Consider the following 19,526-nt stretch of genomic DNA (forward strand, 5'->3'; position numbering starts at 1 on the left):
ATTGATCGACTCGCGAGGAAACTATTGGTCGCTTTCGACGAGACGATCTGACTCCCACGACCAACGTCGGCCCGATCCGTTCGACGGAAGCAAGAAAGCGAATCCGCGGAGCGCGGCCGAACGGCCCAAATGCCGGTCGGCCACGTGCATCGATAGGCGCGTGCCGTTCACGGACGAATGCGTATAATTTTCTTCCCGTTGATCCGCTTGGTCTGGTTAAAGGCGGCGACCGCCTCGTGGAGCGGCGAGACGATACCGATGTTCGTCCGCAGCCGTCCGTCTCGCACCCGCTGGACGATCTCACCTAGTTGGGCGCGATCTGGCTCCACAACAAAGTCGATTATCGAGACGTTGGCGGGTCGTGTCTCGGTCGGCCCGACAATGGACACCAGCGTCCCTCCGGCTCTAACTAGGCGCGCGGACCGCTTTCCGATGTCGCCGCCAATAAGATCGAATACCAGATCAACGTCGCCGACATCTTCGAAAGCGTCGTTCTCGAGGTCGACGAACTCTTGCGCGCCGAAGTCAAGCGCCGTCTGACGATCCGCGGCGCGTCCGGTTCCGATGACGTAGGCGCCGGCCTCGCGTGCGAGCTGGGTTACCATCGAACCGACCGCGCCGGCGGCGCCGTGCGCGAGGACGCTCTGGCCCGCTCTCAGGCGACCGTGATCGAACAGTCCCTGCCATGCAGTCAGGCCCGAGATCGGCAAGCTCGCGCCGACCGTGAAGTCCACGTCGCCCGGCAGCGGCGCGAGATTGCGTGCCTCGACCGCGACGTACTCCGCCAAGGTACCGTCGCGGTACCAGTCGGCGAGGCCGAACACTCGCTGCCCGAGCGACAGCCCTGTCGTGCCATAGCCGACGGCGGTGACCACTCCAGCCAACTCGTGCCCGGGGACCGACGGCGTCCGGTCGCGGTCGCTACGATCAGTCCAGGTCGAGGGCCACGCCAGCTCAGTCCCAACGAATCCTGACGCATGAACCTCAACGACAACGTCGTTTATCGCGGCCTGCGGCTGGGACCGCTCTCCCAGCTTCATTCCGGTCGTTCCCGCGGCCTGGTCGGTCACTATAATCGCTTTCATCGTCCACCTCTTCGAGTGTGGTATGTCATCATGATCCAATATTTTCGCAGAGGATCGAAAATACGATGTGAAACTCGGTGGTCCAATGACCTGTAGATATGGAATCGATGCCATCGAGGCAGCGTGCGAGAAGTCAAAGGTGTGGTACGAGTAGAAACATCTGCTTCTTACGACGAAGCGAAATTGTGAGTGGTTGAGAAGATGATTTCATGTCCGCATTGGCATCTTCAGCCATAGGCCGGCACGCTGTGGAGGCCGGCGGGACGCGGCTGACGTCTGCCATAGATCGACTGCAGGACGTACGGCGGCGCTGGTGTCGAGGACCGTGTCGGAGCAGCTCTTCCTTCTCGACGAGTAGCCGAGCCGTACTCTCGACAATCGCCAAAAGTGTTGACGCAGTATCGAAACACCGCTTAGCGGTGGACTCTTCATCAATAGCGCGATCGCGATGGGCGCGGTCGTCAGGGTGTGGTCGAGAGCGTGCAGCTTAGGGCAGCTAGAATTGCGAGTGCGCTCATGGCCGGTGCACTCGACATCGAGATCGATTCAGCGGCGGCACTGAAGGAGCAAGATACGACATGTTTTCAGTGATTTTCGAGACGCTACCCAATAGAGAGAACTGGGATGACTATCTCGATAACGCTAAGATACTGCGTCCCGAGCTCGAGCAGGTCGATGGCTTCGTCGACAACGTCCGCTACCGTAGCCTGACCCGCGAGGGCTGGATCCTTTCACTCTCGAACTGGCGGGATGAGAAGTCGCTCGTGCGCTGGCGCACCTACAGGCCCCATCATGAGGTTCAGCGGAAGGGCCGCGACGAAATCCTTGCTGACTACCACCTGCGCGTCGGCCAGATCATTGCTGACAATCAAGTGCCGCCGGGGTACGCCCTCTCCGAGCAAAGGCTCGATGAGACCGAAGTCGGCGAAGGAACGACGGTCACTCTGATTAACGCGACTCGCCCCTCGGAATGGAAGCGGACCAACAACGCCTACGAATGCGCCGAGCGGCTCGGCCTGAATCCATGGGCGGCCGAAAGCACGTCCTGGGACATCTTCGATGCTTTCACGCCCGGCGATCTGGTTCTGCTCATGTCTTGGAAGAACGCAGCTGCAGCGCAGGCGTACGAAGACACTTCCGTGCTGGATAACAGCGCAAGGGTTCGGAGAGTACGGATTGTACGCGACTACGGGAAGTACGACCGTCGTGAGGCGCCTCAGTATTTCTCCGAGGCCAGGGGCAGCGAGACCATCAACCCCTGACATTGCTTCGTCCTGGAGCCCGAGCAAAGTGGATAGTGGATTAAGCTTCGACATGCCTCTCGACGCTTGCCCCCGCTTTGTTGTCTCCGACGACTTGTTGCCAACCAGGTCCTGAATGGGGCGTTGGCTTCACCCGGCGTCGTTTCTTAGGAGCCCCTACCCGCCTGGAGACGACTGACGAGGCCTCAAGTGGGTACAGAGCAATCCGAACAGCCCTGGCCCTGCGCGATCATTTTAGTCGGTGACTTGCAACCGATACACCTTCCCATCATTCGGTCCATGAAGATTGTAGTGAACGAGCACCTTCGACTGAAAATCTCGGCGTGTGAAAGTGAGAGACGTGAACGCGTCGCGCTTCATACTGGAAGACGAGGTGGTCTCAAACGACGGCTCAGATCCAGCATTTCGAAGCCACAGCCCGATGCAAACTCGTTTGCGTCTCGCGGCTTGAGGCCAGCCTGCTTGGATCACATGCGGCCCCAAACGTTTCTCGAGATGGTAAATGCGACCGGATCGCGTTTAGAGCGAGCCGGCCGGCGTAACGGCGGGAAAGTCCTTCTCAGGGTCGAACACGTTATTGAAAAAGTTCGTCAGAGAGTACATGGCTACGAGCGCGACAATCTCTATGACGTTCGCGTCCGTATATCCGGCATCGCGGACAGCTTTCAGATCGGCGTCACTGACATGGCCTCGTGTCTCAATGACCTTGCGCGCAAACTGGACGGCAGCGTCCCGCTTCGGATCAATGGCGTGCCCTTTCCGAGCAAAAGCTATTTCATCGGCCGGAAGCTTGGCCATATGCTCGGCGGTAAAGCTATGAACGGCTAGGCAGTAGTTGCAGCCGTTCACTTCAGAGACAGCGAGGCCGATGCTGTCCCTTGTCTTCACGTCGAGCGCCTTGCTCAAGGCTCCGAGCAGGGTGGCCCAGGCGTTGAACGCGATCGGGCTTTGCGCGAAGGTCGCCATCATATTTGGAGTGAACCCGATGGTCTTGGCAAACGCATCGAGAGTCTGTTTGCAATCGGCAGGTACCTGTTCCGGCTTTAGAGCTGCAGTTCTTGGCATCGTAGTCTCCGAATTCATATCACACGAGTTCCAGCACATCGCTCACCGGGCGGCGCGGCTTCTGCGGCCAATTTCCCGGTCGCTCCGGCCCGACGGCCAACAGCATGACCGGTACTTCGTCCTTGCTCAGCCCGAACTCGCGGTGCACTGCCTCAGCGTCGAAACCAATCATCGGGGTCGAACCCAGCCCCAGCGAACGGGCCGCATAGATCATCGCCGCCGCGCCGAAGGTGCCGGTGCGTACTGCTTCGTCGCGCTGGCGCTGCGGGTACTCCATGTACAGATTGCGTGCGGGGATCTCCCATTCTGGCACCATCTCTGCAGGCATGATGCCAGCTTTCACCAGAGGCGCCAGACGATCAGGTATTACGCCTGAGTCGGCCAGTTGGCCGCAGACAATGAACGTAACGGCCGCCTCGGTGATCGCCGGTTGACTCCAAGCGATCGGACTCAGTCGCGCTTTGGCTTCCGACGTACGCACGGCGATGAAGCGCCAATTCTGCAAATGGAAGGATGTCGGCGCAGTGGTGCCGATCCGCACCAGCTCACGAATTTCTTCATCGCTCAAAGTGGCGGCGGGATCGTAATATTTTGCCGCGCTTCGGCTTAAGATACAGTCAATGACGGCGTTAGTCAGTGGGATTCCATTGGTCATAGTTGTTCCGGTCATGGTGGTTCCTGTGCGTGCTGGAAAAGTTGCGGCGATGAAGCCGCTCGACATCTCACTCGGGGGCAATGTGAGTTTCCCAGCTTGCGCCCCGGGGGGCCCGATAGGCCGCGGTCGGCGGATCTGGTTGTTGCCGGCCTGCCGTTCCGCCGTCTGGTACGTCGGAACGATTGTCTTTATTCTCCACCCACTCGTGCGCGGTGGGCCGTCATCTTCGGCATTCCTTTGCATACGAACAAAGCTATTGCGGCAGCACTCGATGAACCAATGACCTTTGGTCATGGATTTGATGCCATCGACGGCGCAAGGATCAACAAAGTGTCAATAACGTTCGCTTGTCATGATGAAGGCGACTCTTGGAGAATATTGATTTTCTCCGACCGATATCATTCGTCAGATGCAGAGACAGCCCTCGACCTGAGGCCCGGAAACCTGACGAACCTTGTTCAGGACATCGGCTGGTTCTTGCCGGAACGTAAAGTCAGGTTCAACGAAGGCGTCCTCCACGACGACGCCTTGATCGTCACGGAAGTCGCCGGGATCGGCAGCATCCGACGTGCGGAGTTGCCGCGCGGCCGCTTGGATGGCGCGCAGATCCCGCTTGCGATAGGGACACCATGCTCCCCTATAGAAGGCAATGGGGACTGGGCGACTGTTTAGAACGGCGTACGATGAAATCGTTTTCCACCAAGGATCGCGCAGCCGGAATTCGGGAGCCTGGTCTCCGGCCTGAATAGCTCTTTGTTAGGCATGATCCTGGTCGTGACAAACAGCAGAGCAGCCGTTCATCATTGTGAATATGGCCTAACCGAATTCTCGCGTATGATTCCACCGGTTGCGCTCAATTCTCGTAAGCCTACATAGCGACTGAGGCGACGAAACAGTAGCCGCGTCCGGGGATGTTGACGATGAAGCGATTCCCAGCCTGACCGTCACGCAATGCGCGACGCAGCGCTGAAACATGAACCGAGAGGTTGGCGGGCTCAACAAACACGTTGGGCCACACGCGAGCCATCAGATCTTGTTTGCTGACTAACTCTCCGTTGCGTTCGAGCAAAGCAATCAGAATTTCCAGAGCTCGACTTCCGAGAGGAACGGGCTTATCGCCTTCCAGCAAAAGGAACTGCGATCGAAGAAGGCGAAACGGTCCAAACGAAACTTCTGTTGGCGTTGCTGCGCCAACTGGTTTGGTTGGTTCCTTGAAGAGTGGCCCGGCCGCAGCCCGACGCTGAAGGGCGCGTTCGACGTCAAGCTCTGGCTCGAGATGAAGTTGCTCCAGGCGTTCGGAAGGTGCACTCGATTGCATAATGACCTCGCTCGCTTTGCCATGGCTGATTCCCACAAAGATGCTGGCGACCTGTAATCTGATTCATTTGGAGTACGACGGATATTCGACGGGCGTGGCACCAACGACAGATTTGGTTGCGTTGCTTAAACCAAGATTTACAAGCCGGTGGACGGCGTCGATCGAGCGGCGGATTGCGAGTGGTATGGCGGGTTCAAGTAACGGAGATACCGCAGATTGTAATTAGTTCGCGAAAACAGGGCTTGTTACACATCCCAATACTAACCCGACAGGAGAACTTCAGGCCACCGCGCGTCTGCGCGGCACTCCGCAATCGACAAACCGGCGCACAATTCGCAGTATCCAAAATCGGTAGTCGAACCTTCCTTGGAACAATCGCGCAATACTGACGTACGATAGAGTCGACGGCCCCTGTGTGGTAACAAGTCAATCGATGCTTACCGCCAGTGCATACCAGCCGCTCGTGGTTTGCTCTGGCGCTCGGAGAGGAGACTCGCAGCGGAACCGGACCCGCGAGCCGGCAATTGCAAAGAAACGGTCGGCGGCGTAGCGCCCGCTGGCCTTTTTCTCTTGGAATGCTTGGGAGATTGCGCGGCTGTTAGCTCAGCCTGGCGCGCGAATGGTAGATCCCGCAAAACCGCGTCTTAAGAGCGTTGCGGTGTAACAGGCACCAGATTGAGCTTGTCAGCCATCCGGCCGAGTTCTGGAAGCGAACCGGCCTGCATCTTCTGCATCGCCCTGCTGCGATGGACCTTCACCGTGGCTTCGGCGATGCCGATATCGTGGGCAATCTGTTTGCTCAGACGACCGCGGGCCACCTGAATTACGATCTCGCGCTCCCGGGGACTAAGGGAGGCGAAACGCTGTCTAAGGGAAACCAAGTCCCTGTCATTTTCCCGCCGCGCGCGATCGCGGGCCAAGCCAAGCTGAATGGCATCGAGAAGATCCTGGTCGCGGTACGGTTTGGTCAGGAACTCGATCGCACCCCGCTTCATTGCCTGCACGGACATCGGTATGTCGCCGTGACCCGTGACAAAGATGATCGGGATCTCCCTGTTTGCCGCAGCTAGCTCGCGCTGGAAATCAAGGCCGCTTTGGCCAGGCAATCTGATATCGAGCACCAGGCAGGTGGGACAATCCGGTGGATCGGATTTGAGGAAGTCGGAAATGGAGGCAAATAGCTGAACGTCAATTCCGAGCGATCGCAGCAGGCGTCCGACCGACGCACGGAGATCCGGATCGTCGTCGATGACCAACACTGTGGAGGTCGCGTCAGACATCGCTGCCACTCGGAAGAGATCACGAAAATCAGCCTGTATCTTGGTTTGCAGGTCCGGCAGATTGCGCATTTCTAGTCCCAATCCTTAGACCTGAACAGCCCTTTTTTTGAAGGATGCGCGCCGGGCACATCAAAGCTTACCCGCGCTGACACGGCTCGATCTTCGGCTGAAGTCCACTGTCTGACGGGTCCGATAGCTGCTGAGGAAAGCTGCCCATCAGCTCATGAGTGCCACTCGTAGTCAGCGCTCGTCGGATGAACCAATGCCTTTGCTGCAAGCGACGCCTTCTCGGCTCGCCGCTCGTAGTCATCGGCAAGAGCCTTAAGCTGAGCCGCAATCAGTTGGTCAGTCATGGTTCCCGCAGTCCGAAGCAAACACCGCGCTATCTTCAAATATTCCTTGCCTCGTTGTGAGATCTGAAGCGTCATGACGCCCTCGCGCGGTTTTCGGACGGTCGGCCGCAAGCGATTTGGAACCAGCCTATCCAATTGTGGTCACTTTGGCGGCGCGCCTTGAAGCGATCGAGGCACTTCCTCGAGCAAAGCGGCGTTCGCCACGAATAATGCCGGACGAGACCAAACTTGCCCTCACAGACTGCGCATCGCATGGCCTTGTCGGACCCATGACTTTCCGAGCGGTAAGTCATTGTTTTCTCCTTTTGGCCTGTGTGCATCTCGGACGCACCAAGACTAAGAGGATTGTCACCAACGGCTCAATTGAGCGCAGGTTAAGCGCGAGCATGCAAAGGGAGCGGGACGATGATACGAAGGTTTACGGCGCTCGGGCGAGTTCTAGAGTTCGCCCGCTGCGATCCCGCGACTGCTTTCGTCTGGCGGAGGCCTCGATCAAGCCATCCCGGGTTGGCTTCGCAATCATGGTCCAGATAAACCAAAGTTTACGGGGCACAGGCGGCACACTGGTGGCATTCTCTCAGATATCAAGCAATTCGATGCGGAGCGTCACTATGATTGGATAATTGGCTGCCCACGACGGGTCCAGGAAATGGCCATAGGCTGCGTGATGAAAAAGGTACTGGTTTCGGTCGTTGAAGATGATCGGTCCCTTCGTGAGTCCATGTGCAGGCTCATGAGATCGCTGGGCTATACGGTCGACATCTTCTCGTCTGCAGCCGATTTTCTCGCCTCCCCGCGGCTTGCCGAAACAGCTTGCCTAATCGCCGACATTCATATGCCTGCCATGACTGGGCTCGAACTCTACCGGCATCTTATCGACATTGGCAACGCGATACCGACAATCCTCGTGACGGCCTTTCCCAATGATGCCGACCGGGCTCGAGCTCTGAACGATGGGGTCTTGTGCTATCTGCGTAAGCCGGTGGATGAGGACCATCTCACACGATGTGTTTGCGCGGCTCTCAAGTCGGCAAGCTCGTCTGATGAGGGGTCGTGAGCTCCCATTCCGCTCCCGGCAGTGTGAACTGGAACACGGCGCCGCGGGGTTCGTTCGCCTCCGCCCATAGCTTGCCGCCATGAGCGCGGATGATAGACCGGCAGATCGACAGCCCCATACCCGTTCCACCGGGCTTCGTAGTGTAGAAGGCATCAAAGACCCGGTCGAGATGTTCCGGACCAATGCCCGGCCCAGAATCGCGCACGGCCACAACGGCGCCTGCTTGGTCTTCCTCTGTGCTGATCAACAGCTCTCTCGCCCCCTCGTCCATCGAACCCATTGCTTCAGCCGCATTCAGAATAAGATTGAGCAAGACCTGTTGCAGCTGAACGCGATCGCCCAGAACCGAAACTAGTCTCTCTGCAAGCCGGGTCTTGACCGAAACGCCATTCCTGAAGGTCACACTTCGAGCCAATACGATCACTTCGTTGATCGCGACGTTGAGGTCAAAACATTGCTTTCGCGGCGGCGCTTTCTTGATTTGCTCTCGGATGCGATCGATGATTTCACCGGCGCGATCAGCGTCTCCGACGACGCAGGAAAGTGCTTCCTTGACCTCGACCAGATTCGGCGGCTCCGCCTCTAGGAAATTCTGAGCCGCCCGGGCATTGTTGCGTGCGCTGGCGATCGGTTGCACGATTTCGTGCGACAGCGAGGCTGCTAACTCTCCCATCATGCTCACGCGATTGATGTGAGCAAAATCTGCCTGCACCTGCTGCAGCCGCGCCAACGCTTGTGTGCGATCTTCGGTATCAGTCAGCAGAGAATACCAGCGAACGATGCGGTCCGAGGCATCTCGGACCGGAATACCGCGGATCTCAAACCAACGATACGCACCGTCGAAGCGCCTCACGCGTGCTTCGGCTCCATAGGGAACGCCGGCAGCGATTGATTTTGTGAAGACTTCGGCGAGATGGGGAAGGTCATCGGGGTGTATCGTTCCGTTCGCGCCCCAGTTCCTAAGCTCTTCCAGTGACTGGCCGCAATACTCAAAGATCTGACGATTTACGGCTTCGAGGTCACCATTCGGGGCCAAGATCGCAACGAGGCCCGGTATCCCATCAATCGCCGAGCGCAAACTTCGCTCACTTTCGCGCAAAGCTTGCTCGGTAAGCTTGCGTTGCGTCACATCAACGGTCGAGGTCATAGCCTCCAACAGTTCGCCCTCGGAGGAAAACAGGTGATGGCTGGTCCCTTCAAGGTATTTGACTGTTCCGTCCGGCAGTAAGATTCTGAACTCGGTTGTGAAATCCGTTTTCTGTTGCAATGCTTCTTGGACTATTTCCCATACTCGGTCTCGATCGTCTGGGTGAATGCGTCGCCACATGTCCTCACGGCTTGGAAGGCCCTGCAGCGGATCAAACCCCCAGATTCTGTAGCTCTCGTCAGACCAATAAATATACAGTTTTGTTGTCGCACTATAGACCCAATTTCCGCTACGGCTTAGCCTCTGTGCTTGGCTTAGCCAGGCTTCGGTGCGGCGCAGCCTGTCCTCGGCACGTTTGCGTTCGGTCAAATCAAGCACGAAGGCGAGGCCTTTATCACCTCCTTCCTTGAACATCGCGGCGCCAATAAGCACAGGAACGCGGCTGCGATCCTTGCGAATATACTCTTTCTCAAAGGGCTGAACTATCCCGGTTGAGCGCAGCTCCGTCTGGGTCAATATGTCCCGCTCGCGCCATTCGGGCGGGGACAGCTCGGTCCAGCGCACGCGGCCTGAGACCAAGTCCTCCCGGTCATATCCTACGATCCGTAGAAACGCGTCATTGGCTTCAAGAATTCGACCTTCGAGGTCGGCAATAATGATCCCAATGATGTTAGCGTCAACCAAACGCCGAATCTTCCCTTCGCGATCTGCGACGTCGCGATAAAGCCGCGAATTTTCGAGCGAGATCGCCGCCTGCGACGCAAGCACCGTCAACAAAGCGACGCGGTCGCGCGTAAAGACTCTGGGTGCCAGATTGTTCTCCAGGTAGAGAATGCCTGTAATCTTTCCCTGGTTGATTAACGGCAAACAGAGAACAGAGCGGAGATAACTCTTAATGATGTAGGCATCGGCAGAGAATGGATTGTGAGATGACGCATCGTCGAGAATAACGCTTTCCCGGGTGCGTAGGACATAGTGGAGCACCGACTCCGGCAGTACTGTCGCAGTCACGTCCGCGTCGCGCACATGTACCGTCACCAAGTCGCCACCGCTCGTGGCTTCGGCGACGATCCGCTGCTCAGCCTCGCGTGAAACAATCAACAAGCCTCGCTCGGCGCCGGCCTGTTCAAGCGCCGTGCGCATAAGCGTTTCGAGCAGCTTCTCCAGCACGATCTCGCCCGATATGGCCTGCGACACCTTGATCACTGTTGCTAGGTCGAGTTGCTCAACAGACGCTGCGATTGTGCTTGTCGGAGCAGGTGTGGGCTCTTCCATTCTGAGGTACGGATACATCGCATCGAGTTGGCGCACCTTGCCGTCCGCGCCCCAGCGCAGGTAGCAGTCCCGGGCGTTTCGCAGGTATAGGTTCGCGATTTGCTCGAAGCCGCACGCGGTGTAGAAGCGCGCCGCCAACTCGTTGGCGAGCGCCTCGTTGTGGACAAAGCCGTTTGCCTGTGCCGAACGGATGGCTTGTTCATATAGGCTCATGGCATCGAACGCGCGGCCATCAATCCGGGCGATCTCTGCACCAACCAATGCAGCGCGGTTCTCGAAGTTTTCCGCACAGTGTTTTGCCCATACTTCGAGTTGTTTGTGGTGGGCCACAAGAGCTTCAAAATGTTGCTGTCTCTCCTTGGGAGGGGCCCGATGACATGACGCCGCATGAGCAAGCGCATCATAGAAGCTAAACTCCGCCGTTTCGAACATTGACGGTGATGTCCACAGCAGCCGTTGCGCCCTCCCTGAGGCCTCGAGGGCGCCCGCGTTGTCGCCGACGAAGAAGCGCGCCTGCATCTTGCGGATCCAGTACCAGCCTTCGGCCAGCGCCAACCCTGGGTTATTTGCCAAACCGTGCTCGAAGAGATGCTCATCGAAGCCCTCTTCGTCAAATGTGCCAAATGTCGGCGTCAAGCCGCGAAGAGTCCGAACCAATGCGAGTTGGGTTCGGATGCGGTCAATGGCGAGACGGAAGCGCATCTTCAGCGCAAACGTGAGACCACGCTCGGCCTCGCGTTGCACCTCATCGAGTGGATCGCCCGCCGCGAGAAGGTTAGTGTTCAGGTGGGCGTAGCAGGACGCCTCAAAATTGAGATCACCACTTCGGTTTGCGGCTTCCAACGCGCGACGCACCAGATCGCGGCCACCCCGGATATGTCTCGTCCAAGGAATCACCATGCTCCCAAAATTGAGAAAAATCCCGGTCTGGAAGCGCTTTAGCTCTCGCTTTTCGACCAAATCATAGCCGAGCTGCCCAAATCGAAATCCGGCCTGGTAGTCGCCGAATCGTGGCCCAGCGACGACGCCAAGCGCTATATAGGCTAGGCTCGATGCGTCACCGTTGCCACTCTCGAGGCTAAGGTTGATTGCCCGGCAGCTGACTAGGGAAAGCAGGTTCGCATCCGTATGCAAGGCAGGCACCGCGAGCTTGATCAGAACATCAAGGGTTGCCAGGGATGCCGGGTCGCTTAACAAAGGCAGCTCGACAAGCGCCTCGATCGGCCGGTCTCCGAGGGTTGACCAGATCCGCTCGTATTCGCGGCGCGCTTCCTCCGCCGTCGGATGCGGCGACCACTCGACGCCGAGATGCCGGAGGAAATCGAGACCGACGGCGACCGCGCGGGGGCTCTGGTTGAGGGTCACGTACAGATCCACGCGCAGACACGCGACGGTCGCTCGCTCGACCGGATTTGTGGCGTGAGCCGAAAGCGCTTCCAAGCGCCGCTCCGCTTCCGCCAGCGCACCGGTGAGGAACTCGCATTCGGCCCGATTCAGTTCAAGCGCGAAGGGGAGCTCGCGCCGGCGCACCCAGCAATCCTCCGCCAACAATGCGGTACCGGCGGTGAGATAGTTCAGCGCCGAGACGTACGCAGTTGAGGCTTTAGCACGCTCGCCCGCGAGCAGATTGAGCGCGGCGAGCTGCTCGCGCTCCTGCATCGAGGTCATTAAGCTCGCCCCGCGATTGAGCTGATTGACGATATCGAAGATCGCCTTCTCCGGTTTTTCGGGAGGCGTATGCGCCGTGAGCAGTCTCCCTATTCGAAGGTGCGCCTCGCCACGCAGTTCCGCCGGGATCAGCCCATAGGCGGCCTCCTGAACGCGATCGTGGACGAACCGGTAGGCGCCTGGTACACGCTCGACCAGCCCCTGATGGCGGGCCGGCCATAGCGTCGTATCGAGCTGCCCCTCCGAAATCCCGAGCACCATCGAAAGTGCTGTGCTCTCGGCAATGTTTCCGAGACAAGCCAGCTGCCGCAATGCATTCTGCGCCTCGGTCGGCAGGCGAGTGAGCTTCGCGACCATAAGATCGACGATGTTGTCGGTGTAGCCCTTGGCGTGAATGCGGTCGATATCCCACGACCAGCGCGCGCCATCATGATCGAATGTGAGTAATCCTTCCTCGGCGAGCGAAGACAGGAACTGAATGGCGAAGAACGGATTGCCGCCGGTCTTCACGTGCACCAGCTTCGCAAGTGGCGCGGCCCGGTCCAACTCGCAGCGAAGAGCATCCGCAACCAATTGCCCAACGTGCTTTCGGGCGAGTGGCGACAACGTGATCTCCACGACCTTTCCGCCGGCGGTCTTGATGGTGTCGAGCTTTCTCATTATCGGATGAGCGGGATCAACTTCGTTGTCGCGATAGGCACCGATCAGCATGAGGTGCCGCAAATCTGAACGCGTCAGCAGATCCTCAAGCAGATCGAGGGTCGCTGCGTCGAGCCACTGCAGGTCGTCGAGGAAGAGCGTCAGTGGATGGTTCGGTCGGGCAAATGCGCCAATGAATCGCCGAAATACGAGTTGAAAACGGCTTTGCGCCTGCTGTGGCGGCAACTCAGGAACCGGTGGTTGGTCTCCGATGATTAGCTTGAGTTCGGGAATGAGGTCTATCATGAGCCGCGCGTTCGGTCCCAGCGCCTCCAGAAGCGCGTGACGCCAGCATGCTAACTCGGTCTCACTCTTGCTGAGGAGGGGCCGGACGAGACTTTGAAAAGCCTGCACCAGTGTCGCGTAAGGGATATCGCGCTTGTACTGGTCGAACTTGCCGGACGCGAACAGGCCGCCCGACGGCACCAGCACTTTGTGTAGTTCGTCGACGACTGAGGACTTGCCGATGCCGGAATATCCTGAGATCAGCACCAACTCTGGCACACCGGTCTTGATGATGCGATCGAAGCAAGAAAGCAACGTCGCGATCTCACGATCCCGTCCGTACAGCCTTTCGGGCATCAGCAGCTGGCTCGGCATGTCCTGCAGGCCGAGCGGGAAGGCATCGATGTGGCGGCGCGCTTCCCATTCCGCCAGGCAGCGTCGCAGATCGCGCTCGACACCGCCAGCGGTCTGGTAACGATCCTCAGGTGTCTTGGCGAGCAGTTTCATGATGATCGCCGAGATGGGCGCCGGGACACTCTCTAACCGCTCCCTTGGCGGCACCGGCTTTCTGGCAATATGGCAGTGCACCCATTCCATGGGATCGGCCGCCGTTAAAGGCAGAATGCCCGTGAGCATCTGGTACAACGTGACGCCGAGGGCGTAGAGATCGCTGCGGGCATCGATCGAGCGGTTCATCCGCCCGGTTTGTTCGGGTGCCATGTAGGCAAGCGTACCGGCGATGGTCTCGGGCGGCTCGGGCGCCTGCCGCTCGCGGGACAGGCGCGATGCAATGCCGAACCCGGTTAGCCGCGCGCGTCCATCCGCGCAGTCGACCATGAGATTAGCTGGCTTGATGTCTTTGTGGATGAGCCCGCGCTGATGAAGCTTGCCCAGAACCGAGCTAACAGCGATAGCCAGGCGTAAGAAGCATCCTACCTCCATCGGCCCACCGAGCAAACGGTCGAGCGGTTCGCCGCCCGGATCATCGAGCACCAGCACGGTCCGACCAGCGTCGCGCATGAGGGCCAGTGGCCGCGCTGCCCATGTCCCGTCGAGCTCATCTTTGAGCTCGTATTCGTGCGTGAGGCGATCGAGGCTTATCCGGGATGGGTGGTCGGCGGCAGGGGCAACAAGCAGCACGGCGAGCCGGTTGCCATTGTCGTCCAGTCGCCAGCCACGGCTGAACACGCGCTCGCCGTCCTCCCACAACACCTGAGAGCTACGATCCGAGCACGGGACGTTCGGCGACTGCCGCACCATCTGTCAGCCTCTCGGGCTTCGGCATGAAGTCGGCTGATCAAGCTCTTCGTGCGCCATACGCCCGGCCTCTTTCCAACCTGGCGAAAATCGTACTCCCTCGCCCCAGAAAGGCCAGCCGTCCCTTAGTCTTGCTGGATATGGGGGACGCGGATCCTCGTATTTTATGCAGCAATTTGGAACGATTTGCCGGGCTTTACTCGCTACAGTGGCGCAAGCGGGTCAATAAGGGGCGCTGCCCGGTAGTTCCAGGGGAACTCGGGAGCACAACTGCGACCCTTAAGGAAAGTCAACCCATGGAGCTTTATCAAGTTCGCTACTTCCTCGCCGTCGCGTCCACACTCAATTTCACCCGCGCAGCCGAGCAGTGCAATGTCACGCAGCCCGCCCTGACCAAGGGGGTGCAGAGACTCGAGCAAAGGCTCGGCGGCCAGTTGATCCACCGCGAGCGCGAGTTGACGCAGCTCACGGATCTTGGGAAGGAAGTCCTCCCAATGCTCGAGCACACATTGGCCTCGGCGGAGGCGGTGCGTCGCAGAGCCCAGGAGTTCCAACGCAAGGAGGTCGCGCCACTGAAGATTGGCCTCGCTCACTCCATCTCGGCGTCGCTCGTCCTCGACCCGATCGCGGAGATCGCAGAGGCTGTCCCCGGACTTCACGTTGAGCTGCGTGAGGGCGCACCGGAGAAGCTCGTCGACCTCTTGCTTGAAGGTGAGATCAACGCCGCTTTGGTCGGGGACGTGCAGGACATACCAGCCCGCATTGACTACTGGTCGCTGTTCGAGGAGCGCTACGTCGCGGTTCTCGCGCCGACGCACCGGCTCGCAAACCGTGCCTCGATCGGCGTCGACGACCTGCGCGAGACCATCGTGCTGGAGCGCGCGGGATGCGACGTCGCCCCAAAGATCCAACGGTCATATTTCCCCGATGAGCCGCCCCGCCTCCGGCACCGCAGCAGTCACGACTTGCACCTGCAGCACATGGCGGCGGCTGGCTTCGGCGTGATGCTCGCGCCCGAGCACATGCCGCGCCTTCCGACGCTCAAGACCGTTCCGCTCGAAGGCGACCCGGTTTCGCGAGAGGTGCGGTTGCTGGCTGTGCAGGGGCGCCGCCACTCCCCCGCGCTGGACGCTTTCGTCAAGGTCGCGCGGCTTCGCGACTGGTCGGTCGATAGCCCATACGGCATGACGAGGGGGCCGTTGCGGCGCAGCTGCTCGTAGGACTGAGACGGCCGTCTGCGCCCGGCAGGAGGAGGTCCGGCGAGAAGTCTCAGACGTTGGTCATGCGGGCGCGCCGTCACCTCCCCGAGCATTGCATCGGCCAAAGGCCAGAACGCGCAATTCAAGGAAGATCGGCGCGCTGGCCGTCGGCGTCGTTTGGATACCCAAGGACGCCCGACCAACCAGGGCCGGATCGACATAGGCGGGGCGGTCTTTTCGACAAAGTGGGCTCGGCGGGCTGGGCGCCGGGCTGACAAGCCCGACCAACGGTTCCGGTGTGAATTTTAGGGTGCTCGTCACCTTCATCGTCGGCGTGAGCGGCTTAGCCTGCCTCATCGGATCGAACGGCGATTAGGCGACAACGCCCATGCTGCGCCCGTCCCTCTTCGCCTCGCGGGTCGGCTGTCGGCGCGTTCACCGCGTTCCTCTACGGAGCGTTCACGGTCATGCGAACCTTAATCCAATTTGTGATGATCCGGGCGGCGCACCGGCCGACGCTGGTGATTCCGATCCTCTTGCCGCTTGCCGGGATGATCTGCAGCCGCTTCGGCCGAGGCTCGCCATTGTTCGCCGCCGGCGCCGTTGTTGCCTTGGGATGGCTATGGCGCTCCATGTCGATTCGAATGCGACTTATTGGGCGGACGTCTTCCCTAGCATCCTGCTGCTGGCGCTGGAATTCGATCGCGCCGGAACCGCGTCTGGCGTCAACAGCGCAGTCTCGCGCGCCGGGTCGCTCTTCGCCATCGCACCTGCTCGGCGGCGTCTTGCAGCAGGGCGGGCCTCTGCTGTTCTCGCGGTTCCATCTGCCGATGGCTATCGCCGCGGTCGCCTGTGTTCTCGCCACGCTCGCGGGGTTTATTATCGAGCCGGGCCCGGAAGTCGACTCCATCCCGCGAGACTGACCCGTTCGGTGTCCGAAATCAGCAGGCCGTCAAGGCCGGGAGGAAACAAGGAACGCGAGCAATACGGAGCCGGCAAAGCTGCCTCGACACCAGTGACGCCCTTTCCGACCACGCCGATCAAACCGTCAAGAAACAGACCTAATCGGCTTGGTCTCAGAACGGCAGGCCGATCGATTTTCAATCGCCAGCATGTTGCGCGTCACAGTCGCGCGGCAAATCAAGTGAAATCATGGAGGCACGTTGAACGCTTTATTGACCGAGATCCGGGCACCCGCCGCAAACGGATGAGCGGAAGGATAGCGTTGCGTTCTGCTACATCTAGGACCTCACGAGAGCCTTTGGTCTTCAGAAGTGCGCCATCGCTCGTCAGCAACTCCAGATGCGCTACGACAAGCTCCGGCCGCGTCATTGACCTCCGGTGAGGTAGCTCCTCTTAAACCCTGCCACAAAACGAACTGGGGCGGATCCTGTATTTTCGAGGTACTGACCCATTGCGACGGAGATGCCGCTATCACCCCTCGACTTTGATGGGGAGTTCAACTGCTGTGCCGCCGAGACAATCCCGAAGGCGTCACAACAGGCTCCTCAGGCGCGTTAAAAACAGAAGTCGTGAGCAGGATAGCGGCGGCGAGGAGCCAGTAGTACTGGGCATCTAGCTGAGCGAATTTTAAGGCAAACGGCACGATAGCAAATACAACGCCGACTACACGATCGACCCAAAGGTGCAGCCAATAAGGAATGATGCGGACCAACCCGGTGGGATGGTCGGTCATGGCGGCCAAGAGCAGCGCGGCGACACCGACAATAACCGAAAGCCACATTGCGAACGGTCCGCTCTGGCCCAGCTTCAGCACGAACGGCGCCGCGATTAGGACGAACGCGACGGGATAGTCTATCAGATAGGCGTGGAAAGACTTGGTGATGAAGCGAAATGACATCGGTGACTCCTGCGCGATTGCTGGGGCCGGCCCTTGCGACCAGGAGATTGCCCCGATCCAAGAGGACGATCGGACCTCGCCAAGGCGGCGGACACTGTGCACAACGGTCGCGAGTCCGGTTAGACGCACCGAAAGGTATGCCGGAACGCCAAACATTAGAAATGACGGATCGTTATCGTTTCCATTCCACTCGCGCCTCGCCATGGGCCAGCGAAATGGCGACTGCTCTTGCTCGCCCTTGCTCGTGCGAAAGTACCAGCTGATGCGCTTATCCGTTCCTTCAGGGGCGGACTACCTTGATAGGGTCGAGTGTCGGGTCGAATAAAAGGGAATTATGAACCTGGATTGGAGATTTCAGATGTTCGCGCGTGAGCAAGCGAGCCGGCTCGACGAGTGGCTGGTTTAGGCAAGCGGCACAAACCCGCAGCGCTCTCGACGCTATGGAGGCGGCCCGACCTTATCGATTGTTTCGCGGTCGCTCTAAGCTTTTAACATTTAGGAATCTCAACTTCCCGGGGCGCTCCGTCCTTCCGAGCCAGCTGCGGCTGAATCAAACAGAGGCGCTTGAGACGAGTGGTGCGGCGGCGTCGCGCCGATCGTAACGCACGGTCGGCGTACGCATTCCGACGATCTCCTCGCCAACTGTTGGATGTACCGCCATGACCGACATGAAGTCTTTCATTGTTGCTCCACTGCCTATGGCGATCGCGAGCACCTGGATCAACTCGCTGGCCTCGTGAGCGAAGATATGGATCCCGAGGATCCGGTCAGACTCGCTATCCACGATGACCTTCAGAAGAGAGGCCTCGCAATCCCCTGTTACGGCCGCCTTCAATGGGCGGAAGCGGACCTTGTAGACGTCGACTGCGAGGTGCCGAGCTCTGGCTTCCAGCTCCGTCAGACCAACAGTGCCGATCTCCGGGCTGGAGAAGACCGCGGTTGGTATATTGGAGTAGTCGACCTGCGACGGCTTTTTGCCGAACAGCGTGTCGGCGAAAGCTTGGCCTTCGCGGATAGCGACGGGCGTTAAGTTGAATTGGTCCGACACATCGCCCACAGCGTAAATATTGCCGATGTTCGTGCGCGAGTTAGCGTCTACGATGATTCCGCCCTCCGCCGAAGTCTTGACCCCGGCGCGATCGAGTCCGAGCGAACTCGTGTTCGGAGCGCGCCCGAAGGCGAGCAGTACCTGGTCGGCCACCAGCCTCCCGCCCTGTTCGGTCGTAACGTCAATCCTTCCTGCGTCGCCGCCATCGCCGACGTTCCCGTCACGTCTCTTGAGGCGGCAGATGCTGTCGCAAAACATCAGCTTAATGCCACGATTCGTGTAGGACCCGGCCATCGCTTGGCGCACATCCTCGTCAAAGCCGCGGAGGACATTGCTTCCGCGGCAGACGACGGTGACGTCGCTTCCCAACGCGGCGAACAGACCGGCGAACTCTATTGCAATGTATCCGGCGCCCCCAATTACAAGCCTCCTGGGGAATGTCTTCATGTCGAAGACGTCATCCGAGGTGATACCGAGCTCAATGCCCTCGAAGGGAGGCAGTGCGGGGCGTGCGCCTGTTGCGATCAAAATCGTGCGCGCCCGCACGCGACGGCCGTCCTGGAGGAGGCGCACCGTATGCGCGTCGTCGAGCACAGCGCGAGACCTCACGACCTCGACGCCTGCACGTTCTTGGCCGGCGCCATACAGCCCTTCCAGACGTGCAATCTCGCGGTCCTTCGCCGCCACGAGCGACGGCCAGTCGAAGCGAGGAACCGGTAAGTGCCAACCGAATTCTGTAGCCTCGTCGAATGTGCCGCGGAAGCGGCCCGCGTAGACAAACAGCTTCTTCGGCACGCAGCCGCGAATAACGCACGTCCCTCCCAGCCGGTACTCCTCGGCGAGCATCACCTTCGCGCCATACCCGGCTGCAACGCGCGCGGCCCGTACGCCTCCTGAACCGCCGCCGATGACGAACAGGTCGACGTCGAACTCCGGGTCGTGGGGAGGCTTTGAAGCGTCGGCCGCCGGCCTCGACCCGTCTCGTGGACCCTGCAATCCATTTGTATTACTCAAGTCAGGTATCCAGTTCATTCTGTGAGGCCGGTTGAGATGCGTGCGCTGATGCACGCGC

The 19,526-nt window shown here is 59.4% G+C and carries 14 protein-coding genes; 4 read left to right on the top strand and 10 right to left on the bottom strand.

Features of this window, described 5'->3' with window-relative positions; translation table 11 throughout:
• Positions 1-167 precede the first annotated feature (167 nt).
• Positions 168-1,085, bottom strand: coding sequence for an NADP-dependent oxidoreductase (locus UNPA324_RS09095; RefSeq protein WP_141934476.1), 918 nt, complete (start codon positions 1,083-1,085; stop codon positions 168-170).
• A 578-nt stretch (positions 1,086-1,663) separates the two neighbouring features.
• Here UNPA324_RS09095 and UNPA324_RS09100 point away from each other — a divergent pair.
• The gene (locus UNPA324_RS09100) at positions 1,664-2,347 is read left to right on the top strand and encodes an antibiotic biosynthesis monooxygenase family protein (protein ID WP_141934477.1); all 684 of its coding nucleotides are present in this window, start codon (positions 1,664-1,666) and stop codon (positions 2,345-2,347) included.
• A gap of 519 nt (positions 2,348-2,866) precedes the next feature.
• On the opposite strand, the gene UNPA324_RS09105 is transcribed toward UNPA324_RS09100, so the two are convergent.
• The 6 genes from UNPA324_RS09105 to UNPA324_RS09130 all read right to left on the bottom strand — a co-directional run bounded on the left by UNPA324_RS09105 (position 2,867) and on the right by UNPA324_RS09130 (position 7,093).
• Complete coding sequence (locus tag UNPA324_RS09105) at positions 2,867-3,412, bottom strand: carboxymuconolactone decarboxylase family protein (RefSeq protein ID WP_141934478.1); 546 nt, start codon at positions 3,410-3,412, stop codon at positions 2,867-2,869.
• 19 nt (positions 3,413-3,431) lie between these two features.
• Positions 3,432-4,082: a nitroreductase family protein gene (locus UNPA324_RS09110; protein WP_246667150.1), complete on the bottom strand. Its 651-nt coding sequence runs from the start codon at positions 4,080-4,082 to the stop codon at positions 3,432-3,434.
• Between the two features lie 390 nt (positions 4,083-4,472).
• Complete coding sequence (locus tag UNPA324_RS36145) at positions 4,473-4,814, bottom strand: redoxin domain-containing protein (RefSeq protein ID WP_141938778.1); 342 nt, start codon at positions 4,812-4,814, stop codon at positions 4,473-4,475.
• A gap of 121 nt (positions 4,815-4,935) precedes the next feature.
• Complete coding sequence (locus UNPA324_RS09120; protein WP_141934479.1) at positions 4,936-5,385, bottom strand: winged helix-turn-helix domain-containing protein; 450 nt, start codon at positions 5,383-5,385, stop codon at positions 4,936-4,938.
• A gap of 644 nt (positions 5,386-6,029) precedes the next feature.
• Entirely contained in the window at positions 6,030-6,665 is a 636-nt protein-coding gene (locus tag UNPA324_RS09125; RefSeq protein ID WP_141938780.1) for a response regulator transcription factor, read from the bottom strand.
• Positions 6,666-6,886: 221 nt separating this feature from the next.
• Positions 6,887-7,093 carry a hypothetical protein gene (locus UNPA324_RS09130; RefSeq protein ID WP_141934480.1) on the bottom strand — a complete coding sequence of 69 codons (207 nt, stop codon included), beginning with the start codon at positions 7,091-7,093 and terminating at the stop codon, positions 6,887-6,889.
• 592 nt (positions 7,094-7,685) lie between these two features.
• Between UNPA324_RS09130 and UNPA324_RS09140 the strand changes: the two genes are divergently transcribed.
• Positions 7,686-8,075 (top strand): response regulator transcription factor, encoded by a 390-nt coding sequence (locus tag UNPA324_RS09140; protein ID WP_283810229.1) that lies wholly within the window; start codon positions 7,686-7,688, stop codon positions 8,073-8,075.
• Here the strand turns inward: UNPA324_RS09140 and UNPA324_RS09145 are convergent.
• Positions 8,041-14,349: an AAA family ATPase gene (locus UNPA324_RS09145; protein ID WP_141934483.1), complete on the bottom strand. Its 6,309-nt coding sequence runs from the start codon at positions 14,347-14,349 to the stop codon at positions 8,041-8,043. The two genes, UNPA324_RS09140 and UNPA324_RS09145, sit on opposite strands and share 35 nt — an antisense overlap.
• A gap of 293 nt (positions 14,350-14,642) precedes the next feature.
• Between UNPA324_RS09145 and UNPA324_RS09150 the strand changes: the two genes are divergently transcribed.
• On the top strand, positions 14,643-15,566 hold the full coding sequence (locus UNPA324_RS09150; RefSeq protein WP_141934484.1) for a LysR family transcriptional regulator: 924 nt from the start codon (positions 14,643-14,645) through the stop codon (positions 15,564-15,566).
• Between the two features lie 446 nt (positions 15,567-16,012).
• Complete coding sequence (locus tag UNPA324_RS09155) at positions 16,013-16,468, top strand: hypothetical protein (protein ID WP_141934485.1); 456 nt, start codon at positions 16,013-16,015, stop codon at positions 16,466-16,468.
• A gap of 536 nt (positions 16,469-17,004) precedes the next feature.
• On the opposite strand, the gene UNPA324_RS09160 is transcribed toward UNPA324_RS09155, so the two are convergent.
• Both UNPA324_RS09160 and gorA read right to left on the bottom strand, forming a co-directional pair.
• Positions 17,005-17,406 carry an SPW repeat domain-containing protein gene (locus UNPA324_RS09160; protein ID WP_141934486.1) on the bottom strand — a complete coding sequence of 134 codons (402 nt, stop codon included), beginning with the start codon at positions 17,404-17,406 and terminating at the stop codon, positions 17,005-17,007.
• 550 nt (positions 17,407-17,956) lie between these two features.
• Positions 17,957-19,372 carry a glutathione-disulfide reductase gene (gene gorA / locus UNPA324_RS09165; RefSeq protein ID WP_246667293.1) on the bottom strand — a complete coding sequence of 472 codons (1,416 nt, stop codon included), beginning with the start codon at positions 19,370-19,372 and terminating at the stop codon, positions 17,957-17,959.
• Positions 19,373-19,526: the final 154 nt, after the last annotated feature.

The sequence above is a fragment of the Bradyrhizobium sp. UNPA324 genome (assembly GCF_006658635.1).
Taxonomy (GTDB): Bacteria; Pseudomonadota; Alphaproteobacteria; order Rhizobiales; family Xanthobacteraceae; genus Bradyrhizobium; species Bradyrhizobium nanningense.

Bases quoted from the DNA above. Each gene is read 5' to 3' on its own strand.
- UNPA324_RS09095 (WP_141934476.1), bottom strand. From the start codon at position 1,085: ATGAAAGCGATTATAGTGACCGACCAGGCCGCGGGAACGACCGGAATG.
- UNPA324_RS09100 (WP_141934477.1), top strand. From the start codon at position 1,664: ATGTTTTCAGTGATTTTCGAGACGCTACCCAATAGAGAGAACTGGGAT.
- UNPA324_RS09105 (WP_141934478.1), bottom strand. From the start codon at position 3,412: ATGCCAAGAACTGCAGCTCTAAAGCCGGAACAGGTACCTGCCGATTGC.
- UNPA324_RS09110 (WP_246667150.1), bottom strand. From the start codon at position 4,082: ATGACCGGAACAACTATGACCAATGGAATCCCACTGACTAACGCCGTC.
- UNPA324_RS09120 (WP_141934479.1), bottom strand. From the start codon at position 5,385: ATGCAATCGAGTGCACCTTCCGAACGCCTGGAGCAACTTCATCTCGAG.
- UNPA324_RS09125 (WP_141938780.1), bottom strand. From the start codon at position 6,665: ATGTCTGACGCGACCTCCACAGTGTTGGTCATCGACGACGATCCGGAT.
- UNPA324_RS09130 (WP_141934480.1), bottom strand. From the start codon at position 7,093: ATGACGCTTCAGATCTCACAACGAGGCAAGGAATATTTGAAGATAGCG.
- UNPA324_RS09140 (WP_283810229.1), top strand. From the start codon at position 7,686: ATGAAAAAGGTACTGGTTTCGGTCGTTGAAGATGATCGGTCCCTTCGT.
- UNPA324_RS09145 (WP_141934483.1), bottom strand. From the start codon at position 14,349: ATGGTGCGGCAGTCGCCGAACGTCCCGTGCTCGGATCGTAGCTCTCAG.
- UNPA324_RS09150 (WP_141934484.1), top strand. From the start codon at position 14,643: ATGGAGCTTTATCAAGTTCGCTACTTCCTCGCCGTCGCGTCCACACTC.
- UNPA324_RS09155 (WP_141934485.1), top strand. From the start codon at position 16,013: ATGCGAACCTTAATCCAATTTGTGATGATCCGGGCGGCGCACCGGCCG.
- UNPA324_RS09160 (WP_141934486.1), bottom strand. From the start codon at position 17,406: ATGTCATTTCGCTTCATCACCAAGTCTTTCCACGCCTATCTGATAGAC.